Below are 14,567 nucleotides of genomic sequence, written 5' to 3'. Positions count from 1 at the left end.
CACACTCCACGGGCGGATCCTCACACGCCGGCACGGGCCGACCAAAGCGGCAACATCGCGCCAGTTATCAAACGCCCTGGCCAGGACAAAACGCTCTTTAAGCCGACGCCCGGGCCATCAGTTCCGTGGCCAGGACCACCTGGCGTCGTTCCAGGCCCCGGGACGCCGCCGGGCGGCTGTCCGCGATCTCCGTGAGGAGCAGGTCGAGCATGCGGCGCCCCATCTCCTCGATGGGCTGGCGCACGCTGGTCAGCGGCGGGTCCATGTGCCGGGCTATGGCCGAGTCGTCGTAACCGACCAGGGCCACGTCGTCCGGGATACGGCGGCCCGCCTCGCGCAGGGTCTGGCGGGCGCCGGCCGCCATGACGTCGGAGCCCGCGAACACCGCGTCGAGAACGGAGCTGCGGGCCAGCAGGTCACGCATCGCCCGCTGGCCGCCCTCCTCGGTGAAGTCACCCTGCACGATCAGGAGTTCGTCCACCTCGTGGCCCGCGGCGAGCAGGGCGTCGCGGTAGCCGTCGACGCGCCGCTGGGCGCCGTACACGTCGAGGCGGCCGGTGATGTGGGCGATGTGCCGGCAGCCGCGGGCCAGCAGGTGCTCGACGGCCGAGCGGGCGCCGCCGTAGTTGTCGGAGTCCACGGACGGAAGGGTCTCGGCGGCGGAGCGGGGGCCGCTGATCACGGCCGGGATCTCCAGCTGGGCGATGAGGTCGGGCAGCGGGTCGTCCGCGTGCACGGAGACCAGGAGGACGCCGTCCACGCGGTGGGCGGCCAGGTACTGGGCGAGACGCTGCCGCTCCCGGTCGCTGCCCGCGAAGATCAGCAGGAGCTGCATCTCCGTGTCGGCGAGTTCCGCGCCCACTCCGCGCAGGATGTCGGAGAAGTACGGTTCGGCGAAGAAGCGGGTCTCCGGCTCGGGCACCACGAGGGCGATCGCGTTCGTGCGGTTGGCGGCGAGGGCGCGGGCGGCGGTGTTGGGGACGTAGCCCAGCTCGGCGACCGCGGCCTCGACGGCGGCGCGGGTGGTGTCGCTGACCCGGGGCGAACCGTTGATCACACGGGAGACCGTGCCCCTGCCCACCCCGGCGCGTGCCGCCACCTCTTCGAGGGTCGGCCGGCCACCGCTCCGTCCCCGCGCACCGTGGCTTGCCATGGGCTCCGCCTTCCCGCCGTCATCGTCATACTGGCCTGGAATCTAACAGTCCTGGCCGTTCGCCCCACCGCCCGCGGGGTGGCCGCGCCCGGCCGAAAAGCACCGTGGCGACGAGTTAGCTAACAGGCGGATAACTGAACGCTTCTCTGCGCGCCCCCGCCCTTGACACCCTCGCCCGAACCGACGACCCTTCAACACATCACCTGTGGGAGCGCTCCCACGGTACCTGACACATACACAACCCGCACGTTCCCCGCCCGAGCCGCAGCTGGAAACTAACGGGCCCAACAACGCAGTTGGCCGGGGGGTCGGCACGTCAGGGCAACAGGAGGACGTAATGCGAGCACGTACCCGAAGCTCCCGTCGGGTGGTAGTCCTGGCGACCGTCGCCACCATGGGCGCCGGACTGCTGGCCGGCTGTGCCGACGACGGCGGTGACAAGGCGTCCGACGGTTCGTCGTCGGGCAGTGGCAAGGGCAAGACCACTATCACCATGGGGCTTTTCGGCACGATGGGCTTCAAGGAAGCCGGTCTGTACACCGAGTACGAGAAGCTGAACCCGAACATCAAGATCGCCGAGAACGTGATCGAGCGCAACGAGAACTACTACCCCGCGCTCGTCAACCACCTCACCACCAACAGCGGTCTGCAGGACGTCCAGGCCGTCGAGGTCGCCAACATCGCCGAGGTCGTCGCCACCCAGGGTGCGAAGCTCCAGGACATGTCCAAGGTCTCGGGCGTGAACAAGAGCAACTGGCTGGACTGGAAGTGGTCCCAGGCCACGACGAAGGACAGCAAGACCGTCGCCCTCGGCACCGACGTCGGCCCCATGGCCCTGTGCTACCGCACCGACCTCTTCCAGCAGGCCGGTCTGCCGACCGACCCGGCGGAGGTGGGCAAGCTGTGGGCGGGTGACTGGAACAAGTTCATCACCGTCGGTGAGCAGTACAAGAAGAAGGCCCCCAAGGGCACCTTCTTCATGGACTCCCCCGGCGGCCTGCTCAACGCCGTCCTCAGCAGTGAGAAGGAGAAGTTCTACGACTCCTCCGGCGAGGTCATCTACAAGTCGAACCCGGCCGTCAAGGCAGCTTTCGACCTGACCGCGAAGGCCGCCGAGCAGGGCCTCGTGCAGGCGCAGACGCAGTTCCAGCCGGCCTGGGACACCACGATCGCGAACAGCAAGTTCGCGACGATCGCCTGCCCGCCGTGGATGCTCGGCACCCTCAAGGGCAAGTCGAAGCCCGACTCCCTCGGCAAGTGGGCCGTCGCGGTCGCCCCGAAGTCCGGCAACTGGGGCGGCTCCTTCCTCGCCGTGCCCTCCAGCGGCAAGAACGTGAAGGAAGCCGAGAAGCTGGTCGCCTGGCTGACCGCGCCCGAGCAGCAGGCCAAGCTGTTCAAGGTGCAGGGCTCCTTCCCGAGCACGCCGAGCGCGTACACCATGCCCGAGGTGACCGGCGCCAAGAACGAGATGACCGGTGACCTCAACATCGGCACCATCTTCGCCGAGGCCGCCAAGGCCGCCCCGGTCCAGGTGATCGGCGCCAAGGACCAGATCATCCAGCAGGGTCTGACCGACAACGGCGTGATCCTGGTGACGAAGGGCAAGTCGCCGGAGGAGGCCTGGAACACGGCGACCAAGACCATCGACAACAACCTGGACAAGTGACCCGTATGGCCACCCACGACACCGCCGCGCCCCCCACCAAGGAGGGGGGCGCGGCCCCGGGCCGACCGCCCGCCGACCCCACGGGGGCGCAGCGGCGTCGGGCCCGGCTCTCCCGCCGCTGGCAGCGGGACATGCGCTGGAGCCCGTACGCCTTCGTCTCACCCTTCTTCCTGCTGTTCCTGGCGTTCGGCCTGTTCCCGCTGATCTACACCGGCTGGGCCTCGCTGCACCAGGTGGAGATGACCGCGCCCACCGACATGGAGTGGGTGGGGCTGCGCAACTACACGCGGATCTTCGACGACGACTTCTTCTGGAACGCGGCGAAGAACACGCTGACGATCGGCATCATCTCGACGGTGCCGCAGCTGCTGATGGCGATGGGCCTCGCCCATATCCTCAACTACAAGCTGCGCGGCTCGACCTTCTACCGGGTCATGATGCTCGCCCCGTACGCCACGTCCATCGCGGCCGCCTCGCTCGTCTTCGTGCTGCTCTTCGGGCGCGACTACGGCATGATCAACTGGGCGCTGGACTTCGTCGGGATCGATCCGGTGGACTGGCAGAGCGACAAGTGGCCCTCGCAGTTCGCGGTGTCCACCATCGTCATCTGGCGCTGGACCGGCTACAACGCGCTGATCTACCTGGCGGCGATGCAGGCGATCCCGCAGGACCTGTACGAGTCCGCCGCGCTGGACGGCGCGAGCCGCTGGAAGCAGTTCATCCACGTGACGCTTCCGTCGCTGCGCCCGACCATCCTGTTCACCGTCGTCGTCTCGACGATCGGCGCGACCCAGGTGTTCGGCGAGCCGCTGCTGTTCGACGCCAACAAGGGGGCGTCGGGCGGGTCCGAGCACCAGTTCCAGACCCTGGGCCTCTACCTGTACGAGCAGGGCTGGGTCAACCAGCACCTGGGCCGTGCCTCCGCGATCGCCTGGACCATGTTCCTGATCCTGATCGTGGTCGGCATCGTCAACTACGTCATCTCGCGCCGGCTGCGCGCCAGTAGTTAGGAGTACGGCCGTGACGACGACGACTTCCATGACACCGCCCTCATCTCCGCCGGATACGACCGTGAAGAAGCCCGGCCGTGTACGGCGGCCCAAATCGGCGCGGGCCGGCGGGCAGATGCACGCGGGGCCGATCGCCTACGTGATCCTGGCCCTGTTCACCATCGGCTCACTGTTCCCGCTGGTGTGGACGGCGATCGCCGCCTCCCGCGACAACAACCGGCTGGCGCAGACCCCACCGCCGTTCTGGTTCGGCGGGAATCTTCTGGACAACCTGGACATCGCCTGGAACGACGCCAACCTCGGCGAGGCCTTCTTCAACACCACGATCGTCGCGGGCACCTCGGCGGTGACCGTCGTGTTCCTGTCCACGATCGCCGGGTTCGCCTTCGCCAAGCTGAAGTTCCGGGGCCGGGGCGCGATGATGCTGATCGTGATCGGCACGATGATGGTGCCGCCGCAGCTCAGCGTCATCCCGCTCTACATGATGGTCGCCAAGCTGGAGTGGACCGACCAGCTCCAGGCAGTGATCCTGCCGTCGCTGGTCAGCGCGTTCGGTGTGTTCTTCATGCGGCAGTACCTGATCCAGGCGCTGCCGGACGAGATCATCGAGGCGGCCCGGGTGGACGGCGCGAGCAGCTGGCGCGTGGTGTGGCACGTGGTGTTCCCCGCGGCGCGCCCCGCGATGGCGGTGCTCGGCATGCTGATGTTCGTGCAGACCTGGAACGACTTCCTGTGGCCGTTCCTGGTGCTCAGCCAGACCGGCAACCCGACTGTGCAGGTCGCGGTCGCGGGCCTCGGCCGCGGGTACACGCCCGACCAGTCCCTGATCATGGCGGGCGCCCTGCTGGGCACACTGCCGCTGCTGCTGGTCTTCGCGATCTTCGGCAAGCAGATCGTGGGCGGCATCATGCAGGGCGCGGTGAAGGGCTGATGAAGGACTCGGCGCAGGCGGCGGGCCGGGGCGTCGGCCATGCGCGGTCCCCCGCGCCCGGCCGGGGGCCGGCGCCCTCGCCCGGTCGGAGACCCTTACGGGACTGATCAACCCGCCGTCCCGCCGTCCACGCGGGCCCGGCACCCCGCCGGTCACCGTCCCCGCGCGGGTCCGGCGCCCAGAGGGTCGCAGGACCTGCCGCTCGTCCCGCCGGTCGCGGGTCGGTGCGGGACCGGTCACCTCCGGTCCCGGCGTCCCCGTGGTACCGGCGGCCCGACGTCCTCGTGGGACCGGCGACCCCGTCGGCCGACGCGGCCGCAGGGGTCGGCACCTCGCCCGTCATGACCTCCGCCGGGACCGACAACCCCGCCTGGAACAACCTTCGTGCGGGGCCGAGAATCCGCGGGTCCAGGATCCGCGGGGCATCCACCCGCCAGGCCCCGTGTCCGTGCGGGGCTGACAACCCCGTCCGGCCCCGTGTCCGTGCGGGGGTGACAACCTCGTCCGCCCCAGCGTCCGTGCGGGGGTGACACCTCCGCCGATGCCGCGTCCGACGGGGGCCGGGTCACCGCCGCCCCGGCCCCTCCGTACTTCTTCCCCCCATCCTTCGTCGGTCTCGACGACCTCGACGACCACTCATGGGAGCGCTTCCATGCCTGAGTCCGCACAGTCGGCCAACCCGGTCGCCTTTCCTCCCGCCTTCCTCTGGGGCGCGGCGACATCCGCGTACCAGATCGAGGGGGCGGTGCGGGAGGACGGCCGTACCCCCTCCATCTGGGACACCTTCAGCCATACGCCCGGCAAGACCGCCGGTGGTGAGACGGGTGACATCGCTGTCGACCACTACCACCGCTACCGCGACGACGTCGCGCTGATGGCCGAGCTGGGCCTGACCGCGTACCGCTTCTCCGTCTCCTGGTCGCGGGTCCAGCCGACCGGCCGCGGCCCGGCGGTCCAGGTGGGCCTGGACTTCTACCGCAAGCTGGTCGACGAGCTGCTCGCGAAGGGCATCAAGCCGGCCGTCACCCTCTACCACTGGGACCTCCCGCAGGAGCTGGAGGACGCGGGCGGCTGGCCCGAGCGCGACACCGCGTACCGGTTCGCCGAGTACGCGCAGATCGTCGGCGAGGCCCTGGGCGACCGTGTGGAACAGTGGATCACGCTCAACGAGCCGTGGTGCAGCGCCTTCCTGGGGTACGGCTCCGGAGTCCACGCCCCCGGCCGCACCGACCCGGCGGCCTCGCTGAAGGCCGCGCACCACCTCAACCTGGCGCACGGCCTGGGCACCACGGCCCTGAGGTCGGTGATGCCCACCCGCAACTCGGTGGCGATCAGCCTCAACTCCTCCGTGGTCAGGCCCCTTTCGCAGACGCCGGGAGACCTCGCGGCGGTCCGCAAGATCGACGACCTGGCGAACGGCGTCTTCCACGGCCCGATCCTGCGCGGCGCCTACCCCGAGACGCTCCTCACCGCCACCTCGAAGGTCACCGACTGGTCGTACGTCCTCGACGGCGATCTGCGCGCCATCCACCAGCCGTTGGACGCGCTGGGCCTGAACTACTACACGCCCACGCTCGTCTCGGCGGCGGACGCCGACCCGTCCGCGCCGCGGGCGGACGGCCACGGCGCCAGCGCCCACTCCCCCTGGCCGGCCGCGGAGGACGTCGCCTTCCACCAGACGCCGGGCGAGCGCACCGAGATGGGCTGGACGATCGACCCGACGGGTCTGCACGACCTGATCATGCGGTACACGAAGGAGGCCCCGGGCCTGCCGCTGTACATCACGGAGAACGGCGCGGCCTACGACGACAAGCCCGACTCCGACGGCCGCGTCCACGACCCGGAGCGGATCGCCTACCTGCACGGTCACCTCCGGGCCGTCCGCCGTGCCATCGCGGAGGGCGCGGACGTCCGCGGCTACTACCTGTGGTCGCTGATGGACAACTTCGAGTGGGCGTACGGCTACGAGAAGCGGTTCGGCGCGGTGTACGTGGACTACGCGACCCTGGCCCGCACCCCGAAGTCGAGCGCCCTCTGGTACAGCCAGGCGGCTCGCACCGGAACCCTCCCGGCGCTCGAGACCGCCTGACCGAAGACCCCCGGGATGGGGATCCCGGGAGAACGGGGGAACGGGGAAAAGGGGAAGGGGCGCGGCACGCCGTGGGGGCGTGCCGCGCCCCGCCCGTGGGGGGAGCCGGTGGTCAGCGGCCGGCGGCGAACGCCTTGGTGAAGGCGTTCGGGGCCTGGGTGACCGAGCTGCACATCGCGTCGGCGGTGTTCTTGGGGGACGGGCACTGCTTGTCGCGGGTCGCGGACCACATGGAGAGCCAGCCGAGGCCCCTGGCCTCGGCGAAGGCGGCCAGCTGGGTGGCGTCCTCGACCGTGAAGATCTCGGAGACGACGTCGTTCACGCCGATCATCGGGGTGACGGAGACGGTCTTCCAGGCGGCGCTGTCGGAGAGCCCCAGCACGCTCTTGACCTGGGCCTGCGTGGCGGTGGCCGCCTGCTCGGCGTAGGTGCCCATGTCGCCGCTGTAGGCGGGGCCGTAGTCCATCGCCATGATGTTGACGGATGTGATCCGCACGCCGTTGGCCTTGGCGTCGGCGAGCAGGCTCACGCCGTCCTGGGTGAGGCCCTCGGGCATGACGGGGAGGGTGAAGGAGACGTCCAGGCCGGGGTGCTGCCGCTGGAGCGTGGCGATGGCCTGGGCGCGGCGGGTGTTGGCGGCCGTGTTCGGCAGTGCGCCGCCCTCGACGTCGAAGTCGACCTTGGTGAGCCGGTAGGCGTCCACGACCTTGCCGTAGGCGGCGGCCAGCGCGTCGGCCGAGGCGCAGGTGGTGCCGAGTTCGGAGCCGGCCGCGCCGCCGAAGGAGACGCGGACGTCGCCGCCCCGGGCGCGCAGGGCACCGATCTGGGCGGCCACGCCGTCGCTCGCGAGGTCGGTGACGCCGCCCCACTTGGGTGTGCAGCCGCCGCCGTCGGTGACGAAGGCGAGGTTGTAGTCCTTCACCCCGGTCGCCGTGGCGGCGGCGAGGAGGTCGAACGCGGGGTAGAGGGAGGTGTCGACGTAGGGGGCGAAGGCGGCGGAGACGGGGGTGCCGGAGCCCGGGGTCCCGGACGGTGAGGGAGAGGCGGTGGCCGTCGGGGTCGGGGTGGGCGTCGCGGTCCCGGTCGGCCGGCCGCTCGGTTCGGGGGTCGCGCCGCCGTCCGCCGAGCAGGTGGCACCGTCGATGAGACAACCGGCCGGGTTGGCCGTGCCGTTGACGACGAAGCCGACGGTGACGGACTCGCCGGCGGCCAGGCCGTCCTTGTCCCACGCGGGCGGCCTCACCGTGATGTGCTGTCCGCTGACGCTCGACTCGGCGTTCCACAGGGAGCTGAGCTTCGACCCGGCCGGCAGGTCGAACTCCAGCGTCCAGTCGGTCTTCGCGCCGCCGCTGTTGTTCGTGACGACGTACTGCGCCGTGTACCCGGTCGACCAGTCACTGGTCCTGGTGTACGCGGCTCCGATCCCCGCCGCCTGCGCGGTGCCGGCGAGGAACACGGCGCCTCCGCCCACGGCAGCCGCGGCGACCACGCCCCCTATCAGCGTGGTCCTGGTTCTGACGGTGCGCCGGTGCGTGCTCATCACGTGCCCTGCCTTCACTGCTCACGGGGGTGGGGTGCGGCAGCACGCTAGCGCCCTCGAATCGGGCAAATTGCCTGATAGGGACGGAGGTTGGGGACCTTAGGGCGCGCTTAAGGAAGGGATCGGGACCGGTTAAAGGTGCCGGCTCGTCTGCCCTGCCGGCGTCTTCGCACCGAGCCCCGGTGTCCCTTGCGCTCCGGCTCCCGCCCGTCGAGCTGGATCCAGATCCGTACCTCGGTGCCGCCCAGCACGGACGAGCCGATGCGTACGTCGCCGCCCGTCGACTCCGCGAGCCGGCGCACGATGTCCAGCCCGAGCCCGGTCGACCCGGCGCTCCCTGAACCCCTGCCGCGGGCCATCGCCGCCTGGGGGTCGGGTATGCCGGGGCCCGCGTCCGAGACGAGGACGATCACGGCGTCCTCGCCGTTGTGCAGGTCGACCGCGAAGGCGGTGCCCTCGGGGGTGTGCCGGAAGACGTTGCCGAGCAGGGCGTCCAGGGCGGCGACGAGGTCGGCACGGACCACGGGTATGCGCACGGGCCGGTCGGCGCCGGCCACCCGGACCTTGCGGCCCTCGTCCTCGGCGAGCGCCGACCAGAACGCCATCCGCTCCCGGAGCACCTCGGCGGCGTCGCATCCCGCGCCCGGTCCGGCGGCCGCGGTCTGCGGCTTGGCCTCGCGAGCGGTACGGATGATGGTGTCGACCTCTCCCTCCAACTGGGCGACCGCGGCGCGGGTCTGCTCCGCGGCCGGGGAGTCCCCGAGCGAGGCCGCGTTGAGCCGCAGCACGGTCAGGGGGGTGCGCAGCCGGTGGGAGAGGTCGGCGGCCAGCTCCCGTTCGTTCGCCAGGAGTTGGACGACCTGGTCGGCCATCGCGTTGAAGGCGACCGCCGCCAGCCGCAGTTCGCTCGGCCCTTCCTCGGGTACGCGTGAGCCCAGCTTTCCCTCCCCCAGTTCGTGCGCTCCCTCGACGAGCCGGCGGGCGGGCTGGACCATGCGCACGCCCAGCCGGTCGGCGACGGCCACCGAGCCGACGACCAGTGCGGCGCCGACCGCGGCAAGCACCGCCCAGGCCGTCCCCACCCCGTTGCTGACCTCGGATTCGGGGACGTACACCTCGACGATGGCGGTGCCGAGGCTGAGCGCGACGGGCTGGAGCAGCGCGGAGCCGCCGGGGACCTCGGCGGTGGAGGCGCGGCCCAGCTCGCGGACGGCCGCGATGTCGGCGGCGGTGGCGCGCTGCCTGCCGAGGTCGAGGGCGGGCCGGCCGCCGTTGGCCGGGAGGTGCACGGCCATGCCGTCGTCGGAGCCGGCGGCGGCGACGACCCGCTCCAGCTGGTCGCGGTCGGTGGTGATGGACAGCGCGGGAACCACGACGGCGGCCTCCCGCTCGGCGTTGGAGAAGGCGCGGTCGCGGGCCATCTCCTTGATGACCAGGCCGAGTGGCACGGCGAAGGCGACCACGACCATCGTGGTGACCGCCAGGCACACCTTGACCAGGGCCCACCTCATCGCGGCGGCTCCCCGGCAGGCGGCGCGACGGGCGGCTCCAGCTTCACGCCGACGCCGCGCAGGGTGTGCAGATAGCGGGGACGGGCCGCCGTCTCGCCCAGTTTGCGGCGCAGCCAGGACAGATGGACGTCGATGGTCTGATCGTCGCCGTAGGACTGCTGCCAGACCTCGGCGAGCAGTTCGCGGCGCGGGACGACGACGCCGGGGCGGCCGGCGAGGAAGGCGAGCAGGTCGAACTCGCGGCGGGTGAGGTCGAGGCGGGCGCCGTCCAGTTCGGCCTGGCGGCGCAGCGGGTCGACGGTCAGGCCGCCGACGCGCAGCACGCTGGACGGCGGTGCCTCACCGGCGCCGGAGCGGGAGCGGCGCAGGACGGCCGCCATGCGCGCGGAGAGGTGCTCCACCGAGAACGGCTTCGTCAGATAGTCGTCCGCGCCCGCGTTGAGCAGTCGGACGATCTCCGTCTCGTCGTCGCGGGCGGTGGCGATGATGACGGGTACGTCGGTGATGCCGCGGAGCATCTTCAGGGCCTCGGAGCCGTCCAGGTCCGGCAGTCCGAGGTCGAGGACGACCACGTCGAAGCGGAAATGGGCGACCTCGCGCAGCGCCTCCAGTGCCGTACCGACACTGCGCACGGTGTGCGAGGCGTCGGTGAGGTGCCGGATGAGCGCCGAGCGGACGAACTGGTCGTCCTCGACCACGAGAACACTTGCCATGCGCGGCAACCTACGCCATGCGGCCGAGGCCGATCCGGGCCTGTGGACAACTCCGCGTCTGTGGACAACCGGTGGCACATCGGTGGCACATCGGTGGCACAGCCGTGCGACACCGGTGCGGCGGGTGAGGCAGGATGGCCCGCGATGCGCAGAGGACTCGTACACGTACTGGCCTGGACGCTCGCCACGGGCGCGGCGGTCACGCTGTCGTGGTGGGGTGTCCACACGGTCATGGCGGGCACGGCGTACGACCCGCCGCGTGCCCTGCCGCTGACGGCGGGCGACGCCAAGGCGCAGCGGTCGGAGCCACCGACGGCCTCGGCCACCAGCCGCCCGGCGCCGACACGGACGCCGGCGCCGACGCCGTCCCCGCAGTCCTCCTCGCCCTCCGCATCCCGCACCATCCCCAGCCCGGCGGCTGCCGGCGGCCCGTCCGGTCAGGTCAGGAGCTACCACACCGACGGCGGGCGGGTGGTGTTCGACCTGGGGAAGACCTCGGCGTCTCTGGTCTCGGCCACGCCGGGCGCGGGCTGGTCGATGCAGGTGTGGAAGACGGAGTCGTGGATCCGGGTGGAGTTCGCCTCGGGCGCGGACCGCGTGTCGGTGTTCTGCACCTGGCACGACGGACCGCCGCGGGTGGAGGTCGGCACCTACTGACCCGGCCGGATCCGAGCGAAGGGTCTCGGTGGGAGTTCCTAGCGGAAGACCGACGGCGGCGGGGCCGGTGATGCCACCGCCGAGGCGTCGACGACCACCGCGGCCCCGCCGGTGAAGTCGGTGAGGTCCTTGCCGTGCTCGACGCGGCCGGGGTGCGGGTCGGAGGCCGCCCTGCGGGTCAGTTCGGCGGTCGGCAGGGGCAGGTCGGAGGCGACCAGGACGGCGTTGCCGAACCGCTTGCCGCGCAGCACGGTGGGGTCGGCGACCAGGGCGAGTTCGGGGAAGCGGGCGGCTGCGGTGGCTATCTGGCCGCGCAGATGCGCGAGCGGCGGGCCGTCGGCGAGGTTGGCGGCGTAGCGGCCGCCGGGCTTGAGGGCCCTGCGGACCTCGTCGAGGAACTCGGTGGAGGTCAGGTGCGCGGGGGTGCGGGCCCCGCTGAACACATCGGCGATGACGAGGTCGGCCCATCCGTCCGGCACCTTGCCCAGCCCTTCGCGCGCGTCGGTGGACCGCACCCGGATGCGGGCGCCGGGGTCCAGGGGCAGCTCGCGGCGGACCAGTCGGACGAGGCTCGCGTCGCGTTCGACGATCTGCTGGGTGGAGCGGGGGCGGGTGGCGGCGACGTACCGGGCGAGGGTGAAGGCGCCGCCGCCGAGGTGCAGGACGTGCAGCGGCCGGCCGGCCGGGGCGGCGAGGTCGATGACATGGCCGAGCCGGCGCTGGTACTCGAAGGCGAGGTGGCCGGGGTCGTCGAGGTCCACGTGCGACTGGGGCGCCCCGTCGATGAGCAGCGTCCAGGCCCGTGCCCGGTCGCGGTCCGGGAGGAGCTGGGCGAGCCCGCCGTCGACGGCCTCGCTGACGGTCGCGTCGCTGTCGCGTTCGCGCCGGGAGTTCCTGGACCGTGCCATGAGGGCATTTTCGCAGGCGGCGAGCGGTGCCGCTTACCGGCCTCCCCGCCCGTCGGCGGCACCGTACGCCGACGACCGCCGGCCGCCTCGACGAACCGTGCCGCCACTACCGACAGCTGTCCGCCGCCTCGACGAACCATGCCGCCACTACCGACAGCTGTCCGCCGCCTCGATGAGCCGTGCCGCTTCGCCCAACGCCCGCTGGAGCACGGCCGGGTCCGTGGCGAGGTCGGCCTCGCCGGGCGGGAGGAGCCAGTCCGAGCCCTCGACGGGCGACCCGGGGGCGAGGCCGACCTCGCGAAGGACACCGCCGCCGGTCTCCGTACAGGTGCTGCCCGGGACGTCCCAGGCGGCGGCCGTGCCCGGCGGGACAAGGAAGGCGAGGGTGTCGTGTCCGTCGTCGTGGAGTACCGGCCCGACGGCCTCGCCGGCTCCGCGGCGCAGGATGTCGACCGCCTCCAGCCCCTGCCGGGTCGGCACGGTCACCAGATCGCATGCCGTCCCCGACGACACGAGGGGATCATCGCTCCGGCTGGTCTCCACTCCCGGCCTCCCTCACGCGGTCACTGTGCAAGTGCACCGGGTTCAACGCGGCAGAACGTCAACGGCTACGCGGAAGTCCGCCGCAAAGGATGGCAGTTCATGGCAGATCGCGGATGAGATATCCGGTTTTGTAGCCAAACACCGCGTGGCGGGCCAACCACAGAAGGTACGTTCATGCCCGCCGGAACCAGGGCGACCACACCGCATATCGGTCAACTCATACTGACTCCGGCATGGTTCGACGGTTCGCACGAGAGGACCCGGCCATGGCGTCGTCACTGGTGACCCCACCCCGGCCCGACCGGCCGGCACGGCCCAATCTCGCCTTCCGGCGGCTGCGCGGACAGCGCTCGCCGGCCGAGTTCGCCGCGCTGGTGCGGCGGGCCGCGCGTGAGATCGGGGAGCGGGTGAGCTGCGACGCGCGCTATGTCGGCCGCGTCGAGGCGGGGGAGATCCGCTGCCCCAACTACGCGTACGAGCGGGTGTTCCTGCACATGTTCCCCGGCCGCACCCTCACCGATCTGGGGTTCGCGCCCCGCTCGTCCGTCCGCGGACGGGGGGCGCGCACACCCGAGGACGCGCCGGACACCCACCCCACGGTCCGGGCGCGCTCCACGAGTGACGCGCCGGAGGCCGGTGAGACACACGGGGCGTACGAGCCGTATGACACGCAGGACCCGTACGACACGCACCACAACGACGAGGAGAGCGACGTGCTGCGTCGCGCATTCATGACCGGCGGAGGAGCCACCGTGGCCGCCGCCTCCATGAGCCCGCTGGGGCTCGCCCTGGACGCGTCCGCGGCCGGACCCCCCGTGCGGCGCGCCGGGACGGGCGAGGCGAGCGCCCTGGAAGAAGCGGTCCGCCGGATCCGGCTGCTGGACGACCGGCACGGCGCCGACGGGCTCTACCGGCGCGCGGCGACACCCCTGCGCGCCGCGTACGCGCTGCTGGACGCCGGAGCGGTACGGCAGGCGACCGCCGACCGGCTGCACTCGGGCGCGGGAGAACTGGCCATCTCCGTGGGCTGGCTGGCACACGACTCGGGCCGGTTCGACGACGCCCGATCGCACTACGCGGAGGCGCTGGCGACCGCCCGGATGGCCGGCGACCACGCACTGGAAGCACATGCCTTCTGCAACACGGCGTTCCTCGCGCGCGACGCCGGCCGCCCGCGCGAGGCCGTCCGGGCGGCCCAGGCCGCACAGCGGGTCGCCCGCCCGCTCGGCTCCGACCGGCTGATGTCGCTGCTCGCGCTGCGCGAGGCGGGCGGCTGGGCCGGACTCGCCGACCGCACCGGCTGCGCGCAGGCACTCGCGCGCGCCCACGCCCTGTACGAGCGCGGCCCCTCGGACACCGACCCCGAGTGGATGAGCTTCTACGGCGAGGCCGAGCTGGAGGGCCTGGAGGCGCAGTGCTGGTCCACGCTCGGGGACTGGCCGCGGGCGGCCCGGCACGCACGGCGGGCGGCGCAGCTCCAGGACCCCCACTTCACGCGGAACATCGCGCTCTACACCGCCGAGCTGGCGGACGACCTCGCGCGCGGGGGACGGCCCGACGAGGCGGCGACGGCCGGGATGCGGGTGCTGGATCTGCTGGACCAGGTGCAGTCGTCGCGGATCCAGACGATGCTCGCGGGCACCGCCCGGGTGCTGCTCCCCCATCGCCGGGCCTCCGGCGTGGCGGAGTTCCTGGAACGGCACGCCTCGGCCCCGCGCAAGGCCTGAGCAGCCCGTGCTCGGTCCGGCTAGGTTCTGTCCGGCGGATCACTGTCGGAGCCAGAGTCGGATCGCCGCGGTGGTGACGGTGCCGTGGAAGACGTAGGCCCTCTTGTCGTAACGGGTGG

General features: G+C 71.8%; 12 protein-coding genes. 6 read left to right on the top strand and 6 right to left on the bottom strand.

Features of this window, described 5'->3' with window-relative positions:
• Positions 1–97: 97 nt before the first annotated feature.
• Positions 98–1,153 carry a LacI family DNA-binding transcriptional regulator gene (locus tag P1P75_RS31880; RefSeq protein WP_319262151.1) on the bottom strand — a complete coding sequence of 352 codons (1,056 nt, stop codon included), beginning with the start codon at positions 1,151–1,153 and terminating at the stop codon, positions 98–100.
• Between the two features lie 337 nt (positions 1,154–1,490).
• Between P1P75_RS31880 and P1P75_RS31875 the strand changes: the two genes are divergently transcribed.
• The 4 genes from P1P75_RS31875 (at position 1,491) to P1P75_RS31860 (ending at position 6,849) form a co-directional block, all read left to right on the top strand.
• The gene (locus tag P1P75_RS31875; RefSeq protein ID WP_319262148.1) at positions 1,491–2,819 is read left to right on the top strand and encodes an extracellular solute-binding protein; all 1,329 of its coding nucleotides are present in this window, start codon (positions 1,491–1,493) and stop codon (positions 2,817–2,819) included.
• Between the two features lie 5 nt (positions 2,820–2,824).
• Positions 2,825–3,829 carry a sugar ABC transporter permease gene (locus P1P75_RS31870; RefSeq protein WP_319262156.1) on the top strand — a complete coding sequence of 335 codons (1,005 nt, stop codon included), beginning with the start codon at positions 2,825–2,827 and terminating at the stop codon, positions 3,827–3,829.
• 28 nt (positions 3,830–3,857) lie between these two features.
• Positions 3,858–4,760 (top strand): carbohydrate ABC transporter permease, encoded by a 903-nt coding sequence (locus tag P1P75_RS31865; RefSeq protein WP_319262154.1) that lies wholly within the window; start codon positions 3,858–3,860, stop codon positions 4,758–4,760.
• A gap of 652 nt (positions 4,761–5,412) precedes the next feature.
• Positions 5,413–6,849 (top strand): GH1 family beta-glucosidase, encoded by a 1,437-nt coding sequence (locus P1P75_RS31860; protein WP_319262144.1) that lies wholly within the window; start codon positions 5,413–5,415, stop codon positions 6,847–6,849.
• A gap of 112 nt (positions 6,850–6,961) precedes the next feature.
• Here P1P75_RS31860 and P1P75_RS31855 read toward each other — a convergent pair whose 3' ends face one another.
• The 3 genes from P1P75_RS31855 to P1P75_RS31845 form a co-directional block, all read right to left on the bottom strand.
• Positions 6,962–8,389 (bottom strand): cellulose binding domain-containing protein, encoded by a 1,428-nt coding sequence (locus P1P75_RS31855; RefSeq protein WP_319262141.1) that lies wholly within the window; start codon positions 8,387–8,389, stop codon positions 6,962–6,964.
• A gap of 110 nt (positions 8,390–8,499) precedes the next feature.
• Positions 8,500–9,900, bottom strand: coding sequence for a HAMP domain-containing sensor histidine kinase (locus P1P75_RS31850; protein ID WP_319262138.1), 1,401 nt, complete (start codon positions 9,898–9,900; stop codon positions 8,500–8,502).
• Entirely contained in the window at positions 9,897–10,613 is a 717-nt protein-coding gene (locus tag P1P75_RS31845; protein WP_319262135.1) for a response regulator transcription factor, read from the bottom strand. The genes P1P75_RS31850 and P1P75_RS31845 overlap by 4 nt, the downstream gene beginning before the upstream one ends.
• 144 nt (positions 10,614–10,757) lie before the next feature.
• On the opposite strand from P1P75_RS31845, the gene P1P75_RS31840 reads away from it, so the two are divergent.
• Complete coding sequence (locus tag P1P75_RS31840) at positions 10,758–11,270, top strand: hypothetical protein (RefSeq protein ID WP_319262132.1); 513 nt, start codon at positions 10,758–10,760, stop codon at positions 11,268–11,270.
• Between the two features lie 38 nt (positions 11,271–11,308).
• Here the strand turns inward: P1P75_RS31840 and P1P75_RS31835 are convergent, their stop codons facing one another.
• Together P1P75_RS31835 and P1P75_RS31830 are read right to left on the bottom strand one after the other, a co-directional pair.
• Positions 11,309–12,178 (bottom strand): fused MFS/spermidine synthase, encoded by an 870-nt coding sequence (locus P1P75_RS31835; RefSeq protein WP_319262130.1) that lies wholly within the window; start codon positions 12,176–12,178, stop codon positions 11,309–11,311.
• Positions 12,179–12,325: 147 nt separating this feature from the next.
• The gene (locus P1P75_RS31830) at positions 12,326–12,721 is read right to left on the bottom strand and encodes a hypothetical protein (RefSeq protein WP_319262127.1); all 396 of its coding nucleotides are present in this window, start codon (positions 12,719–12,721) and stop codon (positions 12,326–12,328) included.
• A gap of 266 nt (positions 12,722–12,987) precedes the next feature.
• Between P1P75_RS31830 and P1P75_RS31825 the strand changes: the two genes are divergently transcribed.
• Positions 12,988–14,448: a tetratricopeptide repeat protein gene (locus P1P75_RS31825; RefSeq protein ID WP_319262123.1), complete on the top strand. Its 1,461-nt coding sequence runs from the start codon at positions 12,988–12,990 to the stop codon at positions 14,446–14,448.
• Positions 14,449–14,567: the final 119 nt, after the last annotated feature.

The organism is Streptomyces sp. ID05-39B (assembly GCF_033794725.1).
Lineage (GTDB): Bacteria > Actinomycetota > Actinomycetes > Streptomycetales > Streptomycetaceae > Streptomyces > Streptomyces bobili.
The sequence above is the reverse complement of the archived record's forward strand: the minus strand, read 5'-3'. Positions and strand labels throughout refer to the sequence as shown.

What these genes read in the sequence shown, in the direction of transcription:
- P1P75_RS31880 (WP_319262151.1), bottom strand. Translation starts at nt 1,153, where the DNA reads ATGGCAAGCCACGGTGCGCGGGGACGGAGCGGTGGCCGGCCGACCCTC.
- P1P75_RS31875 (WP_319262148.1), top strand. Translation starts at nt 1,491, where the DNA reads ATGCGAGCACGTACCCGAAGCTCCCGTCGGGTGGTAGTCCTGGCGACC.
- P1P75_RS31870 (WP_319262156.1), top strand. Translation starts at nt 2,825, where the DNA reads ATGGCCACCCACGACACCGCCGCGCCCCCCACCAAGGAGGGGGGCGCG.
- P1P75_RS31865 (WP_319262154.1), top strand. Translation starts at nt 3,858, where the DNA reads ATGACACCGCCCTCATCTCCGCCGGATACGACCGTGAAGAAGCCCGGC.
- P1P75_RS31860 (WP_319262144.1), top strand. Translation starts at nt 5,413, where the DNA reads ATGCCTGAGTCCGCACAGTCGGCCAACCCGGTCGCCTTTCCTCCCGCC.
- P1P75_RS31855 (WP_319262141.1), bottom strand. Translation starts at nt 8,389, where the DNA reads ATGAGCACGCACCGGCGCACCGTCAGAACCAGGACCACGCTGATAGGG.
- P1P75_RS31850 (WP_319262138.1), bottom strand. Translation starts at nt 9,900, where the DNA reads ATGAGGTGGGCCCTGGTCAAGGTGTGCCTGGCGGTCACCACGATGGTC.
- P1P75_RS31845 (WP_319262135.1), bottom strand. Translation starts at nt 10,613, where the DNA reads ATGGCAAGTGTTCTCGTGGTCGAGGACGACCAGTTCGTCCGCTCGGCG.
- P1P75_RS31840 (WP_319262132.1), top strand. Translation starts at nt 10,758, where the DNA reads ATGCGCAGAGGACTCGTACACGTACTGGCCTGGACGCTCGCCACGGGC.
- P1P75_RS31835 (WP_319262130.1), bottom strand. Translation starts at nt 12,178, where the DNA reads ATGGCACGGTCCAGGAACTCCCGGCGCGAACGCGACAGCGACGCGACC.
- P1P75_RS31825 (WP_319262123.1), top strand. Translation starts at nt 12,988, where the DNA reads ATGGCGTCGTCACTGGTGACCCCACCCCGGCCCGACCGGCCGGCACGG.